This window comes from Pseudarthrobacter xylosi (assembly GCF_055412765.1).
The window spans coordinates 217,223-234,300 of sequence record NZ_JBVAYT010000002.1 but is presented as its reverse complement, the minus strand read 5'-3'; the positions used below and the strand labels follow the sequence as shown (position 1 = coordinate 234,300).

At 64.0% G+C, this 17,078-nt stretch carries 17 protein-coding genes and 1 pseudogene; 9 read left to right on the top strand and 9 right to left on the bottom strand.

The window, feature by feature from the left end; genetic code table 11:
- Nucleotides 1-22: 22 nt before the first annotated feature.
- From ACZY1F_RS05145 to hisC, 3 genes are all read right to left on the bottom strand, one after another.
- Nucleotides 23-1,324 (bottom strand): hypothetical protein, encoded by a 1,302-nt coding sequence (locus ACZY1F_RS05145; protein ID WP_463940617.1) that lies wholly within the window; start codon nt 1,322-1,324, stop codon nt 23-25.
- Nucleotides 1,325-1,666: 342 nt separating this feature from the next.
- Nucleotides 1,667-3,079 (bottom strand): amino acid permease, encoded by a 1,413-nt coding sequence (locus ACZY1F_RS05140; RefSeq protein ID WP_463940615.1) that lies wholly within the window; start codon nt 3,077-3,079, stop codon nt 1,667-1,669.
- Between the two features lie 43 nt (nt 3,080-3,122).
- Nucleotides 3,123-4,232, bottom strand: coding sequence for a histidinol-phosphate transaminase (gene hisC, locus ACZY1F_RS05135; protein ID WP_463940614.1), 1,110 nt, complete (start codon nt 4,230-4,232; stop codon nt 3,123-3,125).
- A gap of 92 nt (nt 4,233-4,324) precedes the next feature.
- Between hisC and ACZY1F_RS05130 the strand changes: the two genes are divergently transcribed.
- Nucleotides 4,325-4,828, top strand: a complete 504-nt coding sequence (locus ACZY1F_RS05130) for an Lrp/AsnC family transcriptional regulator (RefSeq protein ID WP_463940613.1) — start codon at nt 4,325-4,327, stop codon at nt 4,826-4,828.
- A 120-nt stretch (nt 4,829-4,948) separates the two neighbouring features.
- A complete protein-coding gene (locus tag ACZY1F_RS05125; RefSeq protein ID WP_463940612.1) occupies nt 4,949-6,622 on the top strand; it encodes a thiamine pyrophosphate-binding protein in 1,674 nt (557 codons plus the stop codon).
- Between the two features lie 199 nt (nt 6,623-6,821).
- On the opposite strand, the gene ACZY1F_RS05120 is transcribed toward ACZY1F_RS05125, so the two are convergent.
- Nucleotides 6,822-7,235, bottom strand: coding sequence for an HNH endonuclease (locus ACZY1F_RS05120; protein WP_463940611.1), 414 nt, complete (start codon nt 7,233-7,235; stop codon nt 6,822-6,824).
- A 947-nt stretch (nt 7,236-8,182) separates the two neighbouring features.
- Here ACZY1F_RS05120 and ACZY1F_RS05115 point away from each other — a divergent pair.
- A pseudogene (locus ACZY1F_RS05115) lies at nt 8,183-8,463 on the top strand (thiamine pyrophosphate-dependent enzyme); the annotation flags it as partial.
- Between the two features lie 303 nt (nt 8,464-8,766).
- Here ACZY1F_RS05115 and ACZY1F_RS05110 read toward each other — a convergent pair.
- From ACZY1F_RS05110 to ACZY1F_RS05100, 3 genes are read right to left on the bottom strand one after another with little or no spacing between them, the layout of a single operon-like run.
- Complete coding sequence (locus tag ACZY1F_RS05110; protein WP_463940610.1) at nt 8,767-9,144, bottom strand: ubiquitination-like system serine protease family protein; 378 nt, start codon at nt 9,142-9,144, stop codon at nt 8,767-8,769.
- Nucleotides 9,141-10,340, bottom strand: a complete 1,200-nt coding sequence (locus ACZY1F_RS05105; RefSeq protein ID WP_463940609.1) for a ThiF family adenylyltransferase — start codon at nt 10,338-10,340, stop codon at nt 9,141-9,143. The genes ACZY1F_RS05110 and ACZY1F_RS05105 overlap by 4 nt, the downstream gene beginning before the upstream one ends.
- Nucleotides 10,315-10,569, bottom strand: coding sequence for a multiubiquitin domain-containing protein (locus tag ACZY1F_RS05100; RefSeq protein ID WP_463940608.1), 255 nt, complete (start codon nt 10,567-10,569; stop codon nt 10,315-10,317). The genes ACZY1F_RS05105 and ACZY1F_RS05100 overlap by 26 nt, the downstream gene beginning before the upstream one ends.
- Nucleotides 10,570-10,765: 196 nt before the next feature.
- Here ACZY1F_RS05100 and ACZY1F_RS05095 point away from each other — a divergent pair, with 196 nt between their 5' ends.
- From ACZY1F_RS05095 to ACZY1F_RS05085, 3 genes are all read left to right on the top strand, one after another.
- Nucleotides 10,766-11,077, top strand: coding sequence for a hypothetical protein (locus tag ACZY1F_RS05095; protein ID WP_463940607.1), 312 nt, complete (start codon nt 10,766-10,768; stop codon nt 11,075-11,077).
- Nucleotides 11,074-12,171 carry a HigA family addiction module antitoxin gene (locus tag ACZY1F_RS05090; protein ID WP_463940606.1) on the top strand — a complete coding sequence of 366 codons (1,098 nt, stop codon included), beginning with the start codon at nt 11,074-11,076 and terminating at the stop codon, nt 12,169-12,171. The genes ACZY1F_RS05095 and ACZY1F_RS05090 overlap by 4 nt, the downstream gene beginning before the upstream one ends.
- Nucleotides 12,172-12,530: 359 nt before the next feature.
- Nucleotides 12,531-13,217, top strand: a complete 687-nt coding sequence (locus ACZY1F_RS05085) for a hypothetical protein (RefSeq protein WP_463940605.1) — start codon at nt 12,531-12,533, stop codon at nt 13,215-13,217.
- A 104-nt stretch (nt 13,218-13,321) separates the two neighbouring features.
- Here ACZY1F_RS05085 and ACZY1F_RS05080 read toward each other — a convergent pair whose 3' ends face one another.
- A complete protein-coding gene (locus ACZY1F_RS05080; RefSeq protein ID WP_463940604.1) occupies nt 13,322-13,609 on the bottom strand; it encodes a hypothetical protein in 288 nt (95 codons plus the stop codon).
- 276 nt (nt 13,610-13,885) lie between these two features.
- Here ACZY1F_RS05080 and ACZY1F_RS05075 point away from each other — a divergent pair, with 276 nt between their 5' ends.
- The 3 genes from ACZY1F_RS05075 to ACZY1F_RS05065 all read left to right on the top strand — a co-directional run bounded on the left by ACZY1F_RS05075 (nt 13,886) and on the right by ACZY1F_RS05065 (nt 16,185).
- Nucleotides 13,886-14,203 (top strand): hypothetical protein, encoded by a 318-nt coding sequence (locus ACZY1F_RS05075; protein WP_463940603.1) that lies wholly within the window; start codon nt 13,886-13,888, stop codon nt 14,201-14,203.
- Nucleotides 14,204-14,295: 92 nt separating this feature from the next.
- The gene (locus ACZY1F_RS05070) at nt 14,296-15,192 is read left to right on the top strand and encodes a 2-dehydropantoate 2-reductase (protein WP_463940602.1); all 897 of its coding nucleotides are present in this window, start codon (nt 14,296-14,298) and stop codon (nt 15,190-15,192) included.
- Between the two features lie 48 nt (nt 15,193-15,240).
- Entirely contained in the window at nt 15,241-16,185 is a 945-nt protein-coding gene (locus ACZY1F_RS05065; protein ID WP_463940601.1) for a lipid kinase, read from the top strand.
- A gap of 112 nt (nt 16,186-16,297) precedes the next feature.
- Here ACZY1F_RS05065 and ACZY1F_RS05060 read toward each other — a convergent pair whose 3' ends face one another.
- Entirely contained in the window at nt 16,298-17,041 is a 744-nt protein-coding gene (locus ACZY1F_RS05060; RefSeq protein ID WP_463940599.1) for a hypothetical protein, read from the bottom strand.
- Nucleotides 17,042-17,078 lie beyond the last annotated feature (37 nt).

Below are 17,078 nucleotides of genomic sequence, written 5' to 3'. Positions count from 1 at the left end.
CCGCAGTCGCGAAACCACCGAGTTATTTCTCGGCCGCCTCCTCACTGCCGGTTTCAGACCCGCCAGACGTCTCCTCGCCGCGCTTTTTCCGCTTGAACAAACCTGCGACGCTCCCGCCGACCGAGCCCGCCGTACCGGCGATGGCGCCGCCGACACCCTTGATCGCGCTGAGGGCCTGGGGCTCATCTAGGATTCCGTCCCCGTCGATGTCTACGCTCCGGAACGCGCGCGATACCGTGTCGGCTGCGGTGGCTACGCCGGCGCCGACGGCCACAGCGCCCGTTGCAACCCCGCCTCCGACTGTGCTGGCCGTGCCAGCAATCCAATTTCCCGTCATCTTCGCGGCATCTTCCATGGCTGCAAGAGCTCGGTTCTGGTCGGCGTCGCCGTCCTCTGCCTCAGGTTCGGTAGGAATGGCAAGATGTTTGGGGAACGTGTCCGGCGCTTCGGCGAACGCGGCCCGGGCTGCGGTCACGACTTCGCGGCCGAACACGAAGCGCGTGACGCCTCCAGTTAGGGCTCCAACCCCATATTCAATCGTTGCCTGTTGCTTTCCGCTCAAATTTTGGCGCACGGTGTCCAGCTCCCCGGTCTCCATGGTCCGAACCAAACTCTGGGCGGCGCCTCCAGGGAGGGTATCCGCGAGCGTGTTCGCCCAGTGCGACCAATCCGCGCGGCCAGCAGCAATCGTATTGCCAACACCGACGACACCTTCAGCCGACGCGCCCGATAGGTCTGTGGCCATCGTCGCGATCTGTTTCTGGCTAACGCGTTCATTCGAAAGCCCGTAGACAAGGGCGAGTGCCTGGTCTTTGTCCAGATCCATTCCGTGAATGTCGGCAATAGCGAGCGCGAAAACCGCCGTGATCTCGAACTGCAACTGCTCGTCGCCCGCGGGAAGGAGTGCAGCAGCTCGCTGTGCACCGTTTTTCGCAGTACCCATCGCCATGTTCTTTGCGGCCTGTTTCGCAGCGCTCTTAGCGGCAAATTTGACGGCTTCCTTGCCGGTTTTCTTGGCGGCCTGTTGTCCCGCACTCTTCATGCCGGCTGCTGCGGCCCCTACTCCAGGAATCATCGCGATACCAATATCAGCCGCGATGGCGCTGGCGCTGATAAGAGCACCAGCAGTGGTGATCGAGGTTGCGTAGTGACGCTCCAACATCTGGATTACCTCAGCGGGCGTCGCGTCCGGATGCCGTCGGCGGAGCCTCATGACGTACTTGCGAGCAATAGTGTGACGGGCGCTGACCGCCTTCGCAATGTCACGCGTGGCGTCCTCTCCGACGAGCTCCGCCTCCAACGTGATGCTATCGATATCGGCCATCGCTTACTCCTTTTGGTAGAACCTCTCAGGAGGCGTGAACGCGGCATACAGGCGAGAATCCGACAGTGCCGCACTTGGATCCATGGCGATTCTATTCATGGATCCAGGCCCAGTAGGTCCCGACGCGTGCAAACTCTCGATCAAGTGAATTGCGAATGGACAAGTCCGGCTCTCCAGCGGGGTCATCGACGACGAACAGGCAGCCTACGACGCCACCCTTCACCGGCCGAATTCGTGCCCGACATGGCCAGCTCGGCAAAACAGGACGGAAGGGCGCGCCCGGCCAAAGCCTGACGCGCACTCCGCATGGACTCAACCCACGAAGTGATTCAGGCCGCTAGTTCAGTCGACGAGCGCCGGCTGCTTGGCACCGTCCGAAGATTCAAGGGGACCCGCAACCTTGCCAGACCGGTGGTGCAGCCAGTTCGCCACCGCAAGCACCGCCACGAGTCCGAACGTGCTCAGGAGCTGGGGACGGGAATCCTCGCCGATGAAGCCCACCGTGAAGATGGCAGCGAGGATGAGGAGACCGAAGCCCGTGAGCCACGGGAAGCCGGGCATCCGCAGGGGAAGCTCCGTTCCCTCGCGGTCGGCCCGGAGGCGCAGCGCGAGCTGGGCCAAGAGCGCGGACGTCCACACCAGCAGGCAGGTCGAGCCCACGATGTTGAGCAGGACGGGAAGGACCATCTCCGGGAAGACCAGCTCCAGCACAACCGTGACAACGCCGAAGGCGACGCTGGCCAGGACCGCCACAACCGGAACCCGGGCCTTGGACACCGAAGCAAGCAGGCGTGGCGCTTCGCCGCGCTCCGCGAGGGAGAACGCCATCCGGGAGGCGCCGTAGAGGTTGGCGTTGAGGGCGGAGAGCAGTGCCGCGACGGCTACCAGTGTGATGGCCGTGGCCGCACCGGGCATGCCGGCGGCGTCCAGCACGGCGGCAAACGGGCTCTTCAGCCCCGCCGAACCCACGGGAACCACCGCCGCGATCACGAAGATCGCACCGATGTAGAAGACCAGGATGCGCCACAGCACGGTTCGGACTGCTGTCCGCACGCTGCGGGCCGGCTCGGCGGTTTCAGCTGCCGCCACGGACACAATCTCCGTGCCGCCGAACGCGAATGCCACCACGAAGAGTGCCGTGGCGATCCCGGCGAAACCGTCGGGTGCGAATCCGGCACCGGTGAAGTTGGACAGGCCCGGCGACTGCACGCCCGGCAGCCAGCCGAAGAGCAGGGCAGCGCCCACCAGGAGGAACCCGACGATTGCTGCCACCTTGAGCAGGGCAAACCAGAACTCGAACTCGCCGAAGTTCTTGACACTGGTGAGGTTCACAGCGGTGAGCACCACGATGAACACGAAGGCCATCAGCCACACCGGCAGGGCCGGGAAGATGGTGGCCAGCAGGCCTGCCGCACCCAGCGCCTCGGCCGCGATGACCACCACAAGCTGCAGCCACCAGAGCCAGCCCACCGTGGCACCGGCCACCGGCCCGTAGGCCTTGGCGGTATAGACGGAGAAGGCACCGCTGTCCGGATTGGCGGCGGCCATCTCGCCGAGCGCCCACATCACCAGGATGATGAGGGTGCCGGCCACGAGGTAGGAGATCAGCACGGCCGGGCCGGCGGCCTGGATGCCAGCGCCGGAGCCGATGAAGAGGCCCGCGCCGATGGCGCTTCCGAGGCCCATCATGGTGAGCTGGCGGGGTTTGAGTGCGGCGCCCAGTGCGCGGCCAGACGTCATTGTCTGTTGTTCCATGGGGAGTCCTCTGGTTGTAGGTGGAACGGATGGGGGTTTCAGGTCAGTCGATTGTCGAGGCTGCGTGGGCTTCCAGGAGCCGAAGTACGCGGTCGTTGGAGGCGGGGCCGGCAACGGTGATCCGCACGCCGTCTCCCTGGTACGCCCGGACCAGGATGCCTGCGCGGTCAAAGGCGTCCACCAGCCTCGCGCAGAGATCGTCATCCGCACGGATCCACAGGAAGTTGCCCTGGCTCGGCTGCAGTTTCCAGCCCTGGGCTTCCAGTTGTGCGGCCATCCGGGCGCGCTCCTGCCTGACGGCGGCCACCCGCGTTTCCATCTCGTCCGCGGCGTCCAGCGACGCGATGGCCGCCTTCTGGGCCAGCGCGCTCACCGAGAAGGGAAGGGCGGTCCGGCGCAGTCCCTCAGCGATGCCCGGCGCCGCCACGGCGTATCCCACACGCAGGCCGGCGAGTCCGTAGGCCTTGGAGAAGGTGCGCAGGATGCAGACGTTCGGGTACTGGCTGTAGAGCGCCAGCGAATCGGGGCCGCTGCCCGCTTCGGCGTATTCCACGTAGGCCTCGTCGATCACCACGAGGATGTCGGACCGGACGGATTGCAGGAAGGCCTCGATGGGTTCGTGGCTGATCGGCACCCCGGTGGGATTGTTGGGGGTGCAGAGCAGGATGACCTTCGTGCGGGCAGTGACGGCCGCGGCCATAGCCTCGAGGTCGTGGCCCTCACGGTCGTCCAACGGGATGCGGACCGGACGGGCGCCTGCCAGCTCAACCAGGATGGGGTAGGCCTCGAAGGAACGCCACGCGAAGATCACTTCATCCCCAGCGTCGCAAAGGCCGGTGATGATCTGCTGGAGGACACCGACGCTGCCGGGCCCCACCGCGACCTCCGCGGCCGTGACGCCGAGGTGTTGCGCAATCCGTTCACGGAGTTCGACGGCGGCACTGTCAGGGTAGCGGTTCATCGTACCGGCCGCTGCGGCCACCGCGGCGGCGGCAGCGGGCAGTGGCTCGTAGTGGCTTTCGTTGCTGGCGAGGGCTGCAATGTCCAAGCCGGCGCTGCGCCGGCCCGGGACGTAGGGCGGGAGGCCGGACACCGCGCCGCGAAGGGTGGGGAGCGCGGTGTCCGGTGCGGTTAGGAGCTGATCACGGGTCATGAGGAACGATCATGTTGTGACCCGGCCCACAATGCAAGATACGCTCAACCCATTGGGACTTCTGCTCAACTTCAACTGTCTGTGGTGAAAATATGACCATCCCGAACCCCCGTACCGTGGATTCCCTCGACGGCAGGATCATCCTGGCCCTCGACCAGGATCCGGAAGCCAGCGCCCTGGCACTCTCCCGGACGCTCGGCGTCGCACGGAACACGGTCCACGCCCGGCTGGCACGGCTCGAGCGCAGCGGCGCCCTCCGCTCCTTCAGCCGGAGGCTGGATCCCGCCGCGCTTGGCTATGACCTGATGGCCTTCCTCTCACTGTCCATCAGCCAGACCCGAACAGGTGCAGTGGAAGACGGGCTCGCCGCGATTCCGGAGGTCATCGAGGTGCACGCCACCACCGGGGACGCGGACCTCATGGCCAAGGTGGTGGCCCGCAGTACGGCCGATCTCTACCGCATCACCAACCAGATCCTGGAAATCGCGGGCATCCAGCGGACCAGCACAGCCATTTCCGTGCTGGAACTCATGCCGCCCCGCTACGACGGCCTCCTCAGCCGGCTCTCGGAGCAGGAATCCCGCCCTTCGACCTAAAACTCGGGTGACGCGCACCACAGTGGGCATATTTTCACTTAGTCCAGCACCCTCCTGCCAAATATCCCAATCGAACTCGACTCTCTTGCCTATCTGCTGACCAGCCCACAAGCTTCCTGCATGACTACTCTCACCGTTTCCGGCCGCGTGGCGCAGGTTCTCAGCAGCTACCTCAGCGATGTATTCGGCGTTATGGGCAACGGAAACGTCTACTTCCTGGACGCCGCGGAAAAGCTGGGCCTCCGCTTCTCCCCCGTCCGCCATGAAGGCGCCGCCATCGCCGCGGCCGACGCCTACTACCGGACGTCAGGTCGCCTCGCAGCGGGCACCACCACCTACGGCCCCGGCTACACCAATGCACTCACCGCCCTCGCCGAGGCGGTCCAGGCCCAGATCCCCGTGGTGCTGGTCACCGGGGACGCCCCGAGCAGCGGCGCCCGGCCCCAGGACGTGGACCAGACGGCAATCGCGGCGGCCCTCGGCGCGGCCACCTTCACCGTCACCCGCGACGCCGCGGGCGCCATCACGCAGCAGGCGGTGGAGTACGCACTCACCAAGCGCACCGCCGTCGTCATTGCCATTCCCTACGACCTCGCGGCACTCGAGGCTGCGGACGAAGAGCTTCCGGCGCCGTTGGCACCTCAGGTGATGGACGACGTCGACGGCGGCCTTGGGCAGGTGGCCCGCCTGCTCGCCGGGGCGAAGCGGCCGCTGATCCTCGCCGGCCGCGGTGCCCATCTCGCCGGAGCCGGCCCGGAGCTCCGGGAGCTCGCCGACCACCTCGGCGCACTGACCGCCGGAACCGCGCTGGCGCTCAACCTCCTCGAAGGCGACGGATACCTCGGCGTCGCGGGCGGCTTCGGCACGGACACCGCGGCCGGCCTCATGGGTGAGGCCGATGTGGTCCTCGTGGCCGGGGCGAGCCTGAGCCCCTTCACCATGCGGTTCGGGCACCTGCTCGGCCCGGACAGCACCGTCATCCAGATCGACACCGCCCTGCAGCCGACGCACCCCCGGGTGGATACGTTCGTCAGCGCGGACGTGAAGTCTGCCGCGGGACGCATCCTGGCGATGCTGGATGGCCCGGCCTCGACGGACGCCAGCCGCGCAGAAGCCTGGCGTGCCGAAGCCCGCAAGCGCCTGGCCGGAGGACCCGCCCATCGTCCAGGCTCCGATGAGACCCCGGACGGCCGGCTGGACCCGCGCGCCCTGGCCAGGGCACTGGATGCCGTGCTGCCGGAGCGCCGCACGGTGGTCCAGGACGGCGGGCACTTTGTCGGCTGGGCACCCATGTACTGGCGCATCCCGAGGCCGCAGGACCTGGTCATGGTGGGGACCGCCTACCAGGCCATCGGGCTGGGCCTTGCCAGCGCTGTCGGGGCTGCCCGCGCGGTGGAGGACGGCCGCACCCTGGTGTTGGCCTCCGGCGATGGCGGCTTCCTGATGGGCCTGTCCGACCTCGAATCGCTCATTGGGGCGGCCAGCAGCGCCGTCGTCGTGATCTACAACGATGCCGCCTACGGAGCCGAAATCCACCAGTACGGCTCCCAGGGCCTGACCCAAAAGCCCATGCTGATCCCCGAGGTGGACTTCAGCGGCATCGCCCGCGCGCTCGGTGCCGAGTCGGCGATCATCCGCTCACTGGCAGACCTTGCCGCGCTCACGGACTGGATCGACGCCGGCGCGAAGGGAACCTTCGTGGCCGACTGCCGCATCACCTCGAGCGTCCGGGCACCGTGGCTGAGCGAGTGGATGGCGGCCTCGCAGGCCGCGAAGGCGGCGGTGGCAAGTTAAGGAGACTAAGGGAGTAGTCCGCAAAACAGTGACATCTAAGCCGCCGCTGTCGGAACATCGGGAACCACTCCCGTATCCGTCCACTGTCGTTGAGCTGCCCGAGGACCGCCTTCTCAGGACTGAGTATTGGCCCATCGCATCCAGCAGATGGGCCCGGCGGCCAACGCGGCGACGTCGTAAGAGAACTCAACAAGCCCTGCTAAGCGGCCTTGCCACCTTCATCAGAACCCGGTTCTTGTTCGTCGTCTGGCTCACTGAAGAAGATCTCCGTGATACGGATGGCCCTCAGTAGTTCCGGGAAATTTGCCGCCCAAAGAAGTAGATGTGGGAGCGGTCCACCCTTGTCTCTCCACTCTTCCGGCTTCCACTTATTGTCCCTGTCACCTCGTGCAGCATCCTTGTCCCAACGAGCCCGTCCCCCCAAAAGTCGAGGCGCCCATTCGAACAGGAGTGGGCGGTCCTTCTTCGAACCATTGCAGGGCCCACAGGCTGCCGTTATGTTGGACAGTCGATGCGGCCCCCCTCGCCTGAGCGGCACGATGTGTTCTATCTCGAGGCTGTTGGCGTCAAACTGACCACCGCAGTAGGTACAGCGATATTCGAGCGTCTCCATGAGGTCGATCCACTCTTGGATCCCGAACTCCTGATATCCAGGGTTCCCGTACTTGGCAGCTTTCCGTTTTCCCTCACTTATGCGCGAACGGAGGCGAACAAGGTCGATGTTCGCGGCGACCCATGCCGAAGTCTGACATCGGGTACTGCAATACACGGAATTCCGTCTCGCCGTCGACATGTCGACGCCGCATTGCGGGCAGAGCCGCACTCCCAAATCGCTGGCTCGCGATTCTCCACGCCGTATCCTCAAGTAGTGCATATTGCACATGCCCGCCTTGAACTGACCTGAAGGGTCAGCGTCGCTCGAGACGCCACATCCGAGAATGCTGCAAACGATTGGCTCAAGGGCGCCAGTGAGCTTCAGGCGGTCAAAATGCTTCCGGCACATTTCGGCATACAGCCGCTCTGCTGGCCCACAGTCTCCTCGGCTAGCGGCTAAACATGACCGCCCCTCACGTGCCCGTGCAGCCCGTAGACCTTGATAGTGCTTGTCACACCTTCCGCCGACGAACTTATTTCGCTCGGGGCCTGGAATCGCACTACAACCTTCCTCGAGGCAAGGGATTGCATCCCCGTAAAAGTGATGGGCCCGGCACTTCCCTTCACCGTAGAGCCGAATGCCACGGCCGCACGCCTCACCGTCAACAACACAAAGGGGGTCGTAGCTGCCCCAGCGCTGCATCCTCTTGTGGTGTTTCGGGCACACTCCGTCCGGACTATACAGCTGACGAGGCTGCCCGCAATCACTGCCGCCGTACGAGCAAATCTTCATGTCGTTTCTCCTTCGATCTTGAACACGCTCCAGTGTGCTGACCGAAGAAAATTTCGTCAAGTCGTGCTTTATGGCCTAAGACGTAACTATCATGGCGTATATGCCGAATAAGTAACTGATTAATGAAGTAACTGAATAACTTTGGTGTCGTACGTGCTGGGCTTGGCCCGTGTGCAGTGGTGGTAGTTCGCGCCGTGGAGAACGGCCGCACCCTGGTGCTGGCCTCCGGCGACGGCAATTTCCTGATGGGCCTGTCCGACCTCGAATCGCTGGTTGGGGCGGCGAGGAGTGCCGTCGTCATGATCTACAACGACGCCGCCTACGGAGCCGAAATCCACCAGTACGGCTCCCAGGGACTGACCCAAAACCCATGCTGATCCCCGAGGTGGACTTCAGCGGCATCGCCCGCGCGCTCGGCGCCGAGTCGGCGATCATCCGCTCACTGGCGGACCTGGAGCGTAGGCGGCTGTCAAGGTCAGCTCGGCTACGTCGACCAAGCCGAAGGCGCAACGTACAAGGCAGTCAAAGCACAAGTCGAGCAGGAATTCGTCGAGGCCAGATTCGGCCGGTCGTTGGACTACAGACCACAACCTAGACCGCGAATTTCCGGATCTTCTGCACTTACCTCGGCCGGTGGCGCCGCGGGTGATCGGGTCAGCTCCCGTGAAGGGGATGGCCTCGCGACAGGACGGCCGTTGCTGCTGCTCCCAGCAGGACACAGTTTCGGACAGACCCACCCACTTCCTGCGGCGCATCGTTAGTAGCTCCTGATTCGTCGCCACCAAGGTGCACGCGCAGGGGCGAACTTGGGTCGGTGAGCTCGCTGGTCACGTCCGAGAGCGGTTTTGGTCGCCGCAGCATTCATATTCCGAAGCCACACGACTTGGTTGCGCTCGATGCAATAGTGCGATCTGCAGGGGAACTGGCCGTTGCCGACAGAGTGGTCGAGGGACACCGTGCCGTCGAAGGTAAGCGTCCAGTCGTTGGGACCAAACGGTGTGACCACCTTGTGAGCGCAACCACAGGCGCATAGGTGAACAGCGGTTTCGTACGCCATTGAGATGTAGAGGTTGCCGGGGTCTGGTTCAGCGGGGATGGACACGACGAACGCCGGGGTGAAATGCCGGTGTTTCATCCGGCACCTTCCGCCTCGCGGTTGCCGAATCGGTGGCTGAGGTTGCCAGAGTCGATGTCGAACACGGTGTGGTGTTCGCTTTCGAGGTCGGCGTAGAACGCGAGCAGCTTTTTGTAGCGGAGCACGGCGAGGTTCGCCGTCAACGCGTTGAGTTCGTCGACCTGGAGGTTGGTGTCGTACTCAGCGTCTTCCCCGACGAAGTAGGACACCACCTTGTCGATGTGCTCGCCGTGCCCGGGGGTGAACGTGGTGACCCGGAGGGTGCCGTTGACCCCGGTCGAGTCCTTCCCGAGGCCGATACCGGTATCGACGAACGGAATACCGGCCACCACGAGCGCGTCGATGATGACCTTCTTGTCCGGACCGGCGTCCATAGCCAGGAACACGAAGTCCGCGTCCAACAGCTCGTCGACATTCTCGACCGTCACGTTGAACGGGTGGGTATGGATGCCGCGTCGCATGGCCGAGTACAGACGCTCGTAGTACGCCACCTTGGTCAGCCCAGCCCGCAGGTCCTCGATGCTGGCGGCCCCTGGGGCCCGGAAGGCGTTGTGACTGAGGAACACGTCCCCGTCGTACAGGTGGAGGTTCTGTACCGGCGTCTTCACGAGCGCATCGAGGATGTGGGCACCAGTGCCGCCCAGCCCCACAATGGCGACCTTGTTCAACACCAGCCGGTTATTGAGTTCGGTGATGCCGTAGCGGGGCGAGAACGTGTCCATGTACCTGAACACCCCGTCGCCCTCGTCAGTCTCGACCGGCTTGAACGTATACGGCGTCACCGACGGGTCTACGGCCTGAGCGGGCCCGATCACCATCTGCGTGTAATAGGTGACTTTCTCGTAGAAGTCCGGGTAGCCATCAGCAGGTTTCTGGGAGAACCCACACGCCGCGGTGAGGTCAGGCCCGGCCGACCACTTGTCCACCCCGTCGTTGACGAGCCCATCCATGGGCGCACCCGTCTTGTCGCGCGGAACACCGCCAACAAAGCACATGACGTGGGTCGCCGGGGTGACGGTGTTGAGGCCGTTGTTGTCCAAGGGGCAGAGGAAAGAGCCCCACTGAACCTGACCGGCATCGTTGACGAACGGAATATCGTCGACAACGAGGTAGCCACTGACGATGCGGACCGCGTACCCGTCCGCCACGAGGGCGGACAGGTCGCGGCTATCACGAACGAGTCGAGAGCCGGACATTGAACGTCGTCCCCTTCTTCTTCACGGTGACCGACTCGCCAGCCACGAGGGTGCCGTCACCGCCGCGCGGGCCCACCGCGTGCCTATACGTGACAGTGAACATCGCCGCCGGGTCGTGCCCGGGGAAGGCGAGGTTACCGAGTTCCTCGTAGGTGACCGTGCTGTGGTCGAGGACGGTTTCGGTGCCATTGATGGCAACCTCCACGGCCCCGTGGGTTACTGCCGGCATGGCGGTACCTCCTGATGCGATGGCCGCCGCTTTGACGACCTACTTGAAGACTAGCATATAGGTAATCACCCCTACACTGATTCACAGTTAACGAGTTAAGACTGCGCGCCGTAATCGCTCCGAGTAAGGACGCGCGGTACCTTCATAGGAGCCCTGATACTGTGAATCAGCGAAAGGGTGATGGATAATAAGCAACGTGGAACGGGAGTATCTTGATGAGGAGTTGCGTCAGCTGGCGTCAGACTTCGATTTCCGTCCACCCGCATGGAGCAGCGAAGACATCGAAGGCTTCCGCCGCCTCATCCAGTGCGTGCACGCCGCAACCATCGAAGATGATTTGCGGAACACGCGCTTCCTGCGAATTCAGGCGTCCGACCATGGCGACCCCGCTCGGGCACAAGCGCGGTTGTCATCAGGACGCCAGATTTCCTTGACATTCAAAGGAACCGATGACCACTGCACTGTGGTCATCGGGGACCTCTCTGCACATATGGAGCCACCCAGATGAGCACCTCGACACACGATGCGCTACCCATCAACCAACAACCAGTCGGTGACCTCTTGGCCCTCGAGCTTAAGGAACTGGGCTGGTCACAGGCCGACTTCGCAGCCGTCTTGGGCCGTCCCACCCAATTCGTGTCCGAAATCATCACCGGCAACAAGGAAATCACCCGCGAATCAGCGGCCCAGATTGCTGCTGCCCTCGGCCACACGGCCCAGTACTGGCTCAATCTGCAAAACCAGTACCTCCTCGCAGAGCAGGCCGGGAACCAGAGGACGCAGACCAAATTGGACGATGTTCGTCGTCGGGCGCGCCTCAACATGAAGGCCCCGATCGCGCTACTGAAGAAGCGCGGGGTACTTACTGGTTCGACGCTCTATGCACTCGAAGCTGAGGTGCAGGAGCTGTTTGGCCTGGCCTCCATGGACGATGAGCCATATATCGCGATGGCCGCAAAGCGTGCCAACCACGATGAAGACGTCAGCCTCCTCCAAAAGGCGTGGGGTGCCTGTGTTGGACGTGAAGGATCGAGAGATCTACCGAAGGTGCCGTATGCTGCCGACAAGCTGGCTCGTATAGCGGCCGATTTACCTCGGGCGGTTCACACTGAGGGCGACTTCGCGAACCTCCCTGCGGTCTTCGCTGAAGCTGGCGTCCGCCTTGTGTTCGTCGAGGCCTTTGCTGGCGCGAAGATTGATGGCTGCTCCATGTTCGTGGGCAAGCATCCCGTGATTGGATTGTCCGGACGAGGGCAACGGCTCGACAAGGTCTTCTTCACTTTGCTCCACGAAGTCGGTCACCTCCTTCGAGGTCACGTCACCGAGGAGTGTGCGATCATCGAAAACCTTGACGACAAGGACCCACGCCTCGCCGATCGCGAAACCGAAGCCAACGACGACGCTGTCAACTGGATCTTCCCTAAAGGGTTCCCCAAGGTTCCGGCCCGGATCAGTGGACCTTGGGTAGAAGAAACGGCCAATCAATTAGGCATCGCGCGCATCCTGCTTGTCGGTCAACTTCAAAAGCGCGGCCGCCTCGACTGGCGCACCACGCTCGCCAAGGGGGCCACAACCGTCACTGAGGCGCTAAACAACTGGTAGCCGGACGGTTTTCTGCACGGGAAATGCCCACGGCGAGTCTGCCTGCTCGCCACGGCCAACCTCGCCGCAGCGACCATCACCGAAACGCCAAGACGGTGACTTTAGAAGGCAAACTCCCACGATGTGTTTCGTTCGTTTGAGATATATCGGCTTGAGCAGACCGGCTAGAACAACAGGGCAAGCGTGAAAAGGCCGAGGGTCGACGCCTATGGGAATTTACGATGGCCTCAGCGAACGAACAGTACGTTGAAAACGCCCCTTGGAAAAACTTCACCGAACGGTCACGGGCCTGGGCTACAGTCACCCAGCATCGCGAGTTCCTCCGCGCCGCGTAAGCGGACGAGGAGCTTCCCGAGCCGTTGGCACCCCAGGTGACGGACGACGTCGACGGCGGCCTTGGGCAGGTTGCCCGCCTGCTCGCCGGGGCGAAGCGGCCGTTGATCCTCGCCGGCCGCGGTGCGGATCTCGCCGGAGCCGGCCCGGAGCTCCGGGAGCTCGCCGATCGCGTGGGCGCGCTGATCGCCGGAACCGCTCTGGCGCTCAACCTCCTCCAGGGCGAGGGGTACTTGGGCGTAGCCGGCGGTTTCGGCACTGACACCGCGGCCGGGCTCATGGGCGAGGCCGACGTCGTCCTGGTGGCCGGGGCAAGCCTGAGCCCCTTCACCATGCGGTTCGGGCACCTGCTCGGCCCGGGCAGCAAGGTCATCCAGATCGATGCCACCCTGCAACCCACGCACCCCCGGGTGGACACGTTCGTCAGCGCGGACGTGAAGTCTGCCGCGGGACGCATCCTGAAGACGCTGGATGGCCCGGCTTCGCCGGACGCCGGTCGCGCAGAAGCCTGGCGCGCGGAACCACGCGCGCTCGGTGCGGAGTCGGCGATCATCCGCTCACTGGCGGACCTTTCCGCGCTCACGGACTGGATCGACGCCGGCGCGAAGGGAACCTTCCTGGCCGACTGCCGGATCACCTCGAGCGTCCGGGCCCCGTGGCTGAACGAGTGGATGGCAGCCAAGCAGGAGTCTAAGGCGGCAGTGGCGGGGTAGCCGCCAGGCTGGCACGAAAAGGGAGGCCGACGACGACACCCTGTGTCGCCGTCGGCCTCCCTTTTTACCCGCCGTGGTGTTATCCCGCGCAGGGCGCTGGGGCTCTATGCCGCCATTGGAAGCGATACGTAACTGCCCTCGACGACGCTGGCGGCAACAACGGGAGTGCCGTCTACCGTGACATAGCTGCCACGGGCGACGGGGGCCAGGGTTCGGCCGCCAGCGACGGTGACATAGCTGCCCTCGACGCCGGCGGGGACGCTGCCGGTGAGGAGAGTCACGTAGCTGCCGCCGCGCACCGCGGTGTCAGCGGCAGTGATCCGGGTGGCGTTCGTGAGAGTGGTTTCGGTGATGGATGAGGAGGTTGCGGGGCGGTCGGTCAGCAAAGTCATGGGTTCTCCTTGGAGTTTCAGAATGAGGGGCCATTCGGGTTCTTGTGCCGCCCAAGCAGGAGGGCGGTTTCGCGTCGTGTCGCTTGCCCCGCTGGCCCGGGTATGTTCACCGGTGCGGTACTCAAGGGCTACGGTGGCCTGTACTCAATTTTACGGCTTAATGTGAGCTACTCAAAATAAGGTGGGAAGGCTCACGTTGTAGGCCAGCCCTGTTCGCCATCCGATGCGGGGACTAGTCTGATCCGCATCAACGTCCACCGCCGTCAAGGAGCCGTCATGGCCGGGTTTGTGCAGATCATCGAATTTAAGACCTCCCGTATCAAGGAGATTGAAGAACTGGGCCGTCCCTCAAGAACCGAGGGGGGCGCTCCGGCCACGTTCCGCCGGATTGTTGCCACGGCGGACAGGGACCACCCGGGCACCTACTTCACCATCGTCGACTTCGAATCCTTTGACTCGGCGATGGAGAACTCCGGCCGGCCGGAAACGTCGGAGTTCGCTGCCAAAATGGCGGAACTGTGCGACGGACCCGTGATCTTCCACAATCTGGATGTCATATGGGAGGACACCGGAGACGGCGCGGGCAACCCCTAGCCTTGGAACATCGGATACAAAGCCTCAACTGCTGTTTCCAGGCTCCTGTGTCCGGTTAATCCTTGAAAACTACCCCCGGAAGGTATGCACCCATGCGGATACTCGTCGTCGGAGCCGGAGCCACAGGCGGGGCGTTCGGTACGCTCCTGCAGGAAGCGGGGCGGGATGTCACCTATTTGGTGCGGCCGCGCAAACAGGAGGTCCTTCGCCGCGACGGGTTACGCTTCATCTCCCCCACCGCTGACCGGACGCACCCGGTAAAAACCATCACCGCACCGGACGGGTCAGAGGCCTTTGATCTGATCCTCGTCACGGTCAAAGCCACCGCGTTCGAGGGCGTACTTGGCGAGCTTGGCGCTTTCGTGGGGGCTGGAACCAGCATCGTTCCCATCCTCAACGGCATGGCCCACGTGGACCGGCTTGAGCAGTTGTACCCGGGGCAGGTGCTCGGCGGCCTGGCCCGGATCGTCGCCACCCTCGACGGCGATGTGGTCCGCCAGCAGATGCCCCTCACTTCCCTCACGGTGGGCGGGCTCAACGGAAACCCTGTCCCCACGGACGTTTCCGAGGCTCTGGACGTGCCCGGCGTCGACTTCTCGGTAGTGGACGACGTAGTCGGCGCCCTGTGGGAGAAATGGGTATTCATCGCTGCCGCAGGAATCATCAACTGCCTGTTCCGGGCTCCGGTTGGACGGATCATCGAGGCCGGCGGGCGGTCCAGGATCCTGGAGGCCATCAGTGAAACCGAAGCGGTGGCGGCGGCGGCAGGACATCCCGTTTCCGACGCCGGTCACGCACAGGCGGTCGGCATCCTGACGCAACCGGGGTCGGCGTTCACTTCCTCCCTGTATCGGGACCTCAGCGCAGGGCTCCCATCGGAAGCCGAGCACATCCTCGGCGACCTCGCCGGCAGAGCCCGCAGCCTCAACGTCCCTACGCCTCTGCTGGACCTCACCCTCATACAGATAAGGGCCGGACTTCCAACCTGAACCACGGTGGCGGGCTGACTCACAGGTCTACCACCTAACATGGCCCACATGAAGGCTGCCCGGGACGCACGCTCTGCCGCCGTTGTGATCAACGCCGGATCACGCCGAGGGGCGGCACACGAACTTGCCGTGGACACGATGCGAAAGGCAGGCGTGCCCATCTCCGCCGTGCACCACGTGCTGTCCGGGGCAGACCTAGCCGGAACGCTTGACCGGGTGCTTGCGGACGGGCACGACCTGGTGGTTGTCGGCGGCGGCGACGGGACTGTGTCCTACGCCGCCGGTCGGGTTGCCGGCACCAATGTTGTGCTCGGCGTCCTTCCGCTGGGTACCGCCAACGACTTCGCCCGCACGCTGGAGATACCGAACAACCTTGCCGAGGCGTGCGCTGCCATCGCCGAAGGGAAGGTGGTGGACATCGACCTCGGCCGGGCCAACGGTGAGCCATTCCTCAACGTCGCGTCCGTGGGCCTGTCCGTGTCTGTGACCGAGGCCCTGAGCCCCCGCTTGAAGCGGTTTATCGGGCCATTGGCGTACAGCGTCGCCACGCTAACGGCTTATGCCCGGCACAAGGCGTTCCGGGCCCGTCTCGAGTTTCCCGACGGGGACCACGAGCCGATGGAATTCGACAGCCTGCTTCAGGTGGCCGTCGGCAACGGCCGGCATTACGGCGGCGGCAACACAGTCTCTCCCACGGCAGGGATCGACGACCACACCCTCGACATCTACGCGATCCTGGCGGGGCCACTCCGGGAGCATGTGAGTATCGCGCGGTTGCTCAAGGACGGAAGCTTCATCAAACACGACCGGGTGCACCACCTGACCACCAGATGTGTCCGGCTGGTCACCGACCAGCCGCTGCCGGTGAACCTCGACGGCGAGATCGCCACCACCACGCCCACCGACTTCACCGTCCAGCGCAACGCCGTCCACGTGGTGGTGCCCCAGAGCAGCACCAGCGCGCTGTTCGACGGACCGGGCGCCGCGAACTGACCGTCCATTTCAAAGCCGCGCCCCTTGAGGAGGCTGCCATGATCGGCGGCTCCACTACATGGCAGGCGTTCCGCAGCGTGCGATCTCGCAGCACTAACGGCCCGGCTGCACGTCAGGCATGCCAAGCGATTGCGTTGCGCACAAAGGCCGCAATGCGCTGAACGGAGCCATCTGCGGAGGGGTGTGCCGCCACATACGTCCTCGCAGCGTCAGCGATACAACCATCCAATTCCGACCAGGAAATCCAGCAGAAGATCTCTGGAATACGTTCCATCAGCTCGGACTCAGAAGGCAGCCCTTCTGCCCCCGCGCGCTCGAGGACGGGACCAAGGAATCTACCAACTGCTTCGGCAATTTCTAGCTGGCCGGCGCCTTTGACTCGAACCGGGGGCGTTGCGCCGAGAAGCAAGAGGATGGGGCTAGCCGAACCGGCGTGCGCCATAAGCGCTAAGTATTCACGAGCAAGTTGCTCGGGTTGAAAGCTGCCGTAGCGAATCCGCTTGGCCTCGACCAGGGTGTAGGTGCTCGGCGTTTCAAAGACGGCGTCAGGCTGAACCACCAGCTGCGCGTTGCGAGCACCCGAGCCGAACCTGAAATCGCCCGGTAGGAAGTGCATCTGCACGTCCTCGGCTTCAGCGGCGAGCTGGAGCCTCGCGTCGTCAGCACCGTGTGCCGCGCGGATGACACTCCCGAAGAAATCGGTTCGCGGCAAGAAGTCCAAGCCAACCAACACCTCGGCCGTCAGCACGTTTTCACGTCCTTGGCCACCGGCCCTGTAGTCTCGCGCTTTTTCCCATGAGATCTCTTCGAGCAGCTTTCCGACAATCGAGCTGGAGGCCGTAGTTGAAGTGTCCATCTAATTCCTTGCATCGACGGGGCTGTTTACGTGTTGT

What these genes read in the sequence shown, in the direction of transcription:
- ACZY1F_RS05125 (WP_463940612.1), top strand. Translation starts at nt 4,949, where the DNA reads ATGACTACTCTCACCGTTTCCGGCCGCGTGGCGCAGGTTCTCAGCAGC.
- ACZY1F_RS05065 (WP_463940601.1), top strand. Translation starts at nt 15,241, where the DNA reads ATGAAGGCTGCCCGGGACGCACGCTCTGCCGCCGTTGTGATCAACGCC.
- ACZY1F_RS05105 (WP_463940609.1), bottom strand. Translation starts at nt 10,340, where the DNA reads ATGTCCGGCTCTCGACTCGTTCGTGATAGCCGCGACCTGTCCGCCCTC.
- ACZY1F_RS05130 (WP_463940613.1), top strand. Translation starts at nt 4,325, where the DNA reads ATGACCATCCCGAACCCCCGTACCGTGGATTCCCTCGACGGCAGGATC.
- ACZY1F_RS05120 (WP_463940611.1), bottom strand. Translation starts at nt 7,235, where the DNA reads ATGGAGACGCTCGAATATCGCTGTACCTACTGCGGTGGTCAGTTTGAC.
- ACZY1F_RS05110 (WP_463940610.1), bottom strand. Translation starts at nt 9,144, where the DNA reads ATGAAACACCGGCATTTCACCCCGGCGTTCGTCGTGTCCATCCCCGCT.
- ACZY1F_RS05075 (WP_463940603.1), top strand. Translation starts at nt 13,886, where the DNA reads ATGGCCGGGTTTGTGCAGATCATCGAATTTAAGACCTCCCGTATCAAG.
- ACZY1F_RS05100 (WP_463940608.1), bottom strand. Translation starts at nt 10,569, where the DNA reads ATGCCGGCAGTAACCCACGGGGCCGTGGAGGTTGCCATCAATGGCACC.
- ACZY1F_RS05060 (WP_463940599.1), bottom strand. Translation starts at nt 17,041, where the DNA reads ATGGACACTTCAACTACGGCCTCCAGCTCGATTGTCGGAAAGCTGCTC.
- hisC (WP_463940614.1), bottom strand. Translation starts at nt 4,232, where the DNA reads ATGACCCGTGATCAGCTCCTAACCGCACCGGACACCGCGCTCCCCACC.
- ACZY1F_RS05090 (WP_463940606.1), top strand. Translation starts at nt 11,074, where the DNA reads ATGAGCACCTCGACACACGATGCGCTACCCATCAACCAACAACCAGTC.
- ACZY1F_RS05145 (WP_463940617.1), bottom strand. Translation starts at nt 1,324, where the DNA reads ATGGCCGATATCGATAGCATCACGTTGGAGGCGGAGCTCGTCGGAGAG.
- ACZY1F_RS05080 (WP_463940604.1), bottom strand. Translation starts at nt 13,609, where the DNA reads ATGACTTTGCTGACCGACCGCCCCGCAACCTCCTCATCCATCACCGAA.
- ACZY1F_RS05070 (WP_463940602.1), top strand. Translation starts at nt 14,296, where the DNA reads ATGCGGATACTCGTCGTCGGAGCCGGAGCCACAGGCGGGGCGTTCGGT.
- ACZY1F_RS05140 (WP_463940615.1), bottom strand. Translation starts at nt 3,079, where the DNA reads ATGGAACAACAGACAATGACGTCTGGCCGCGCACTGGGCGCCGCACTC.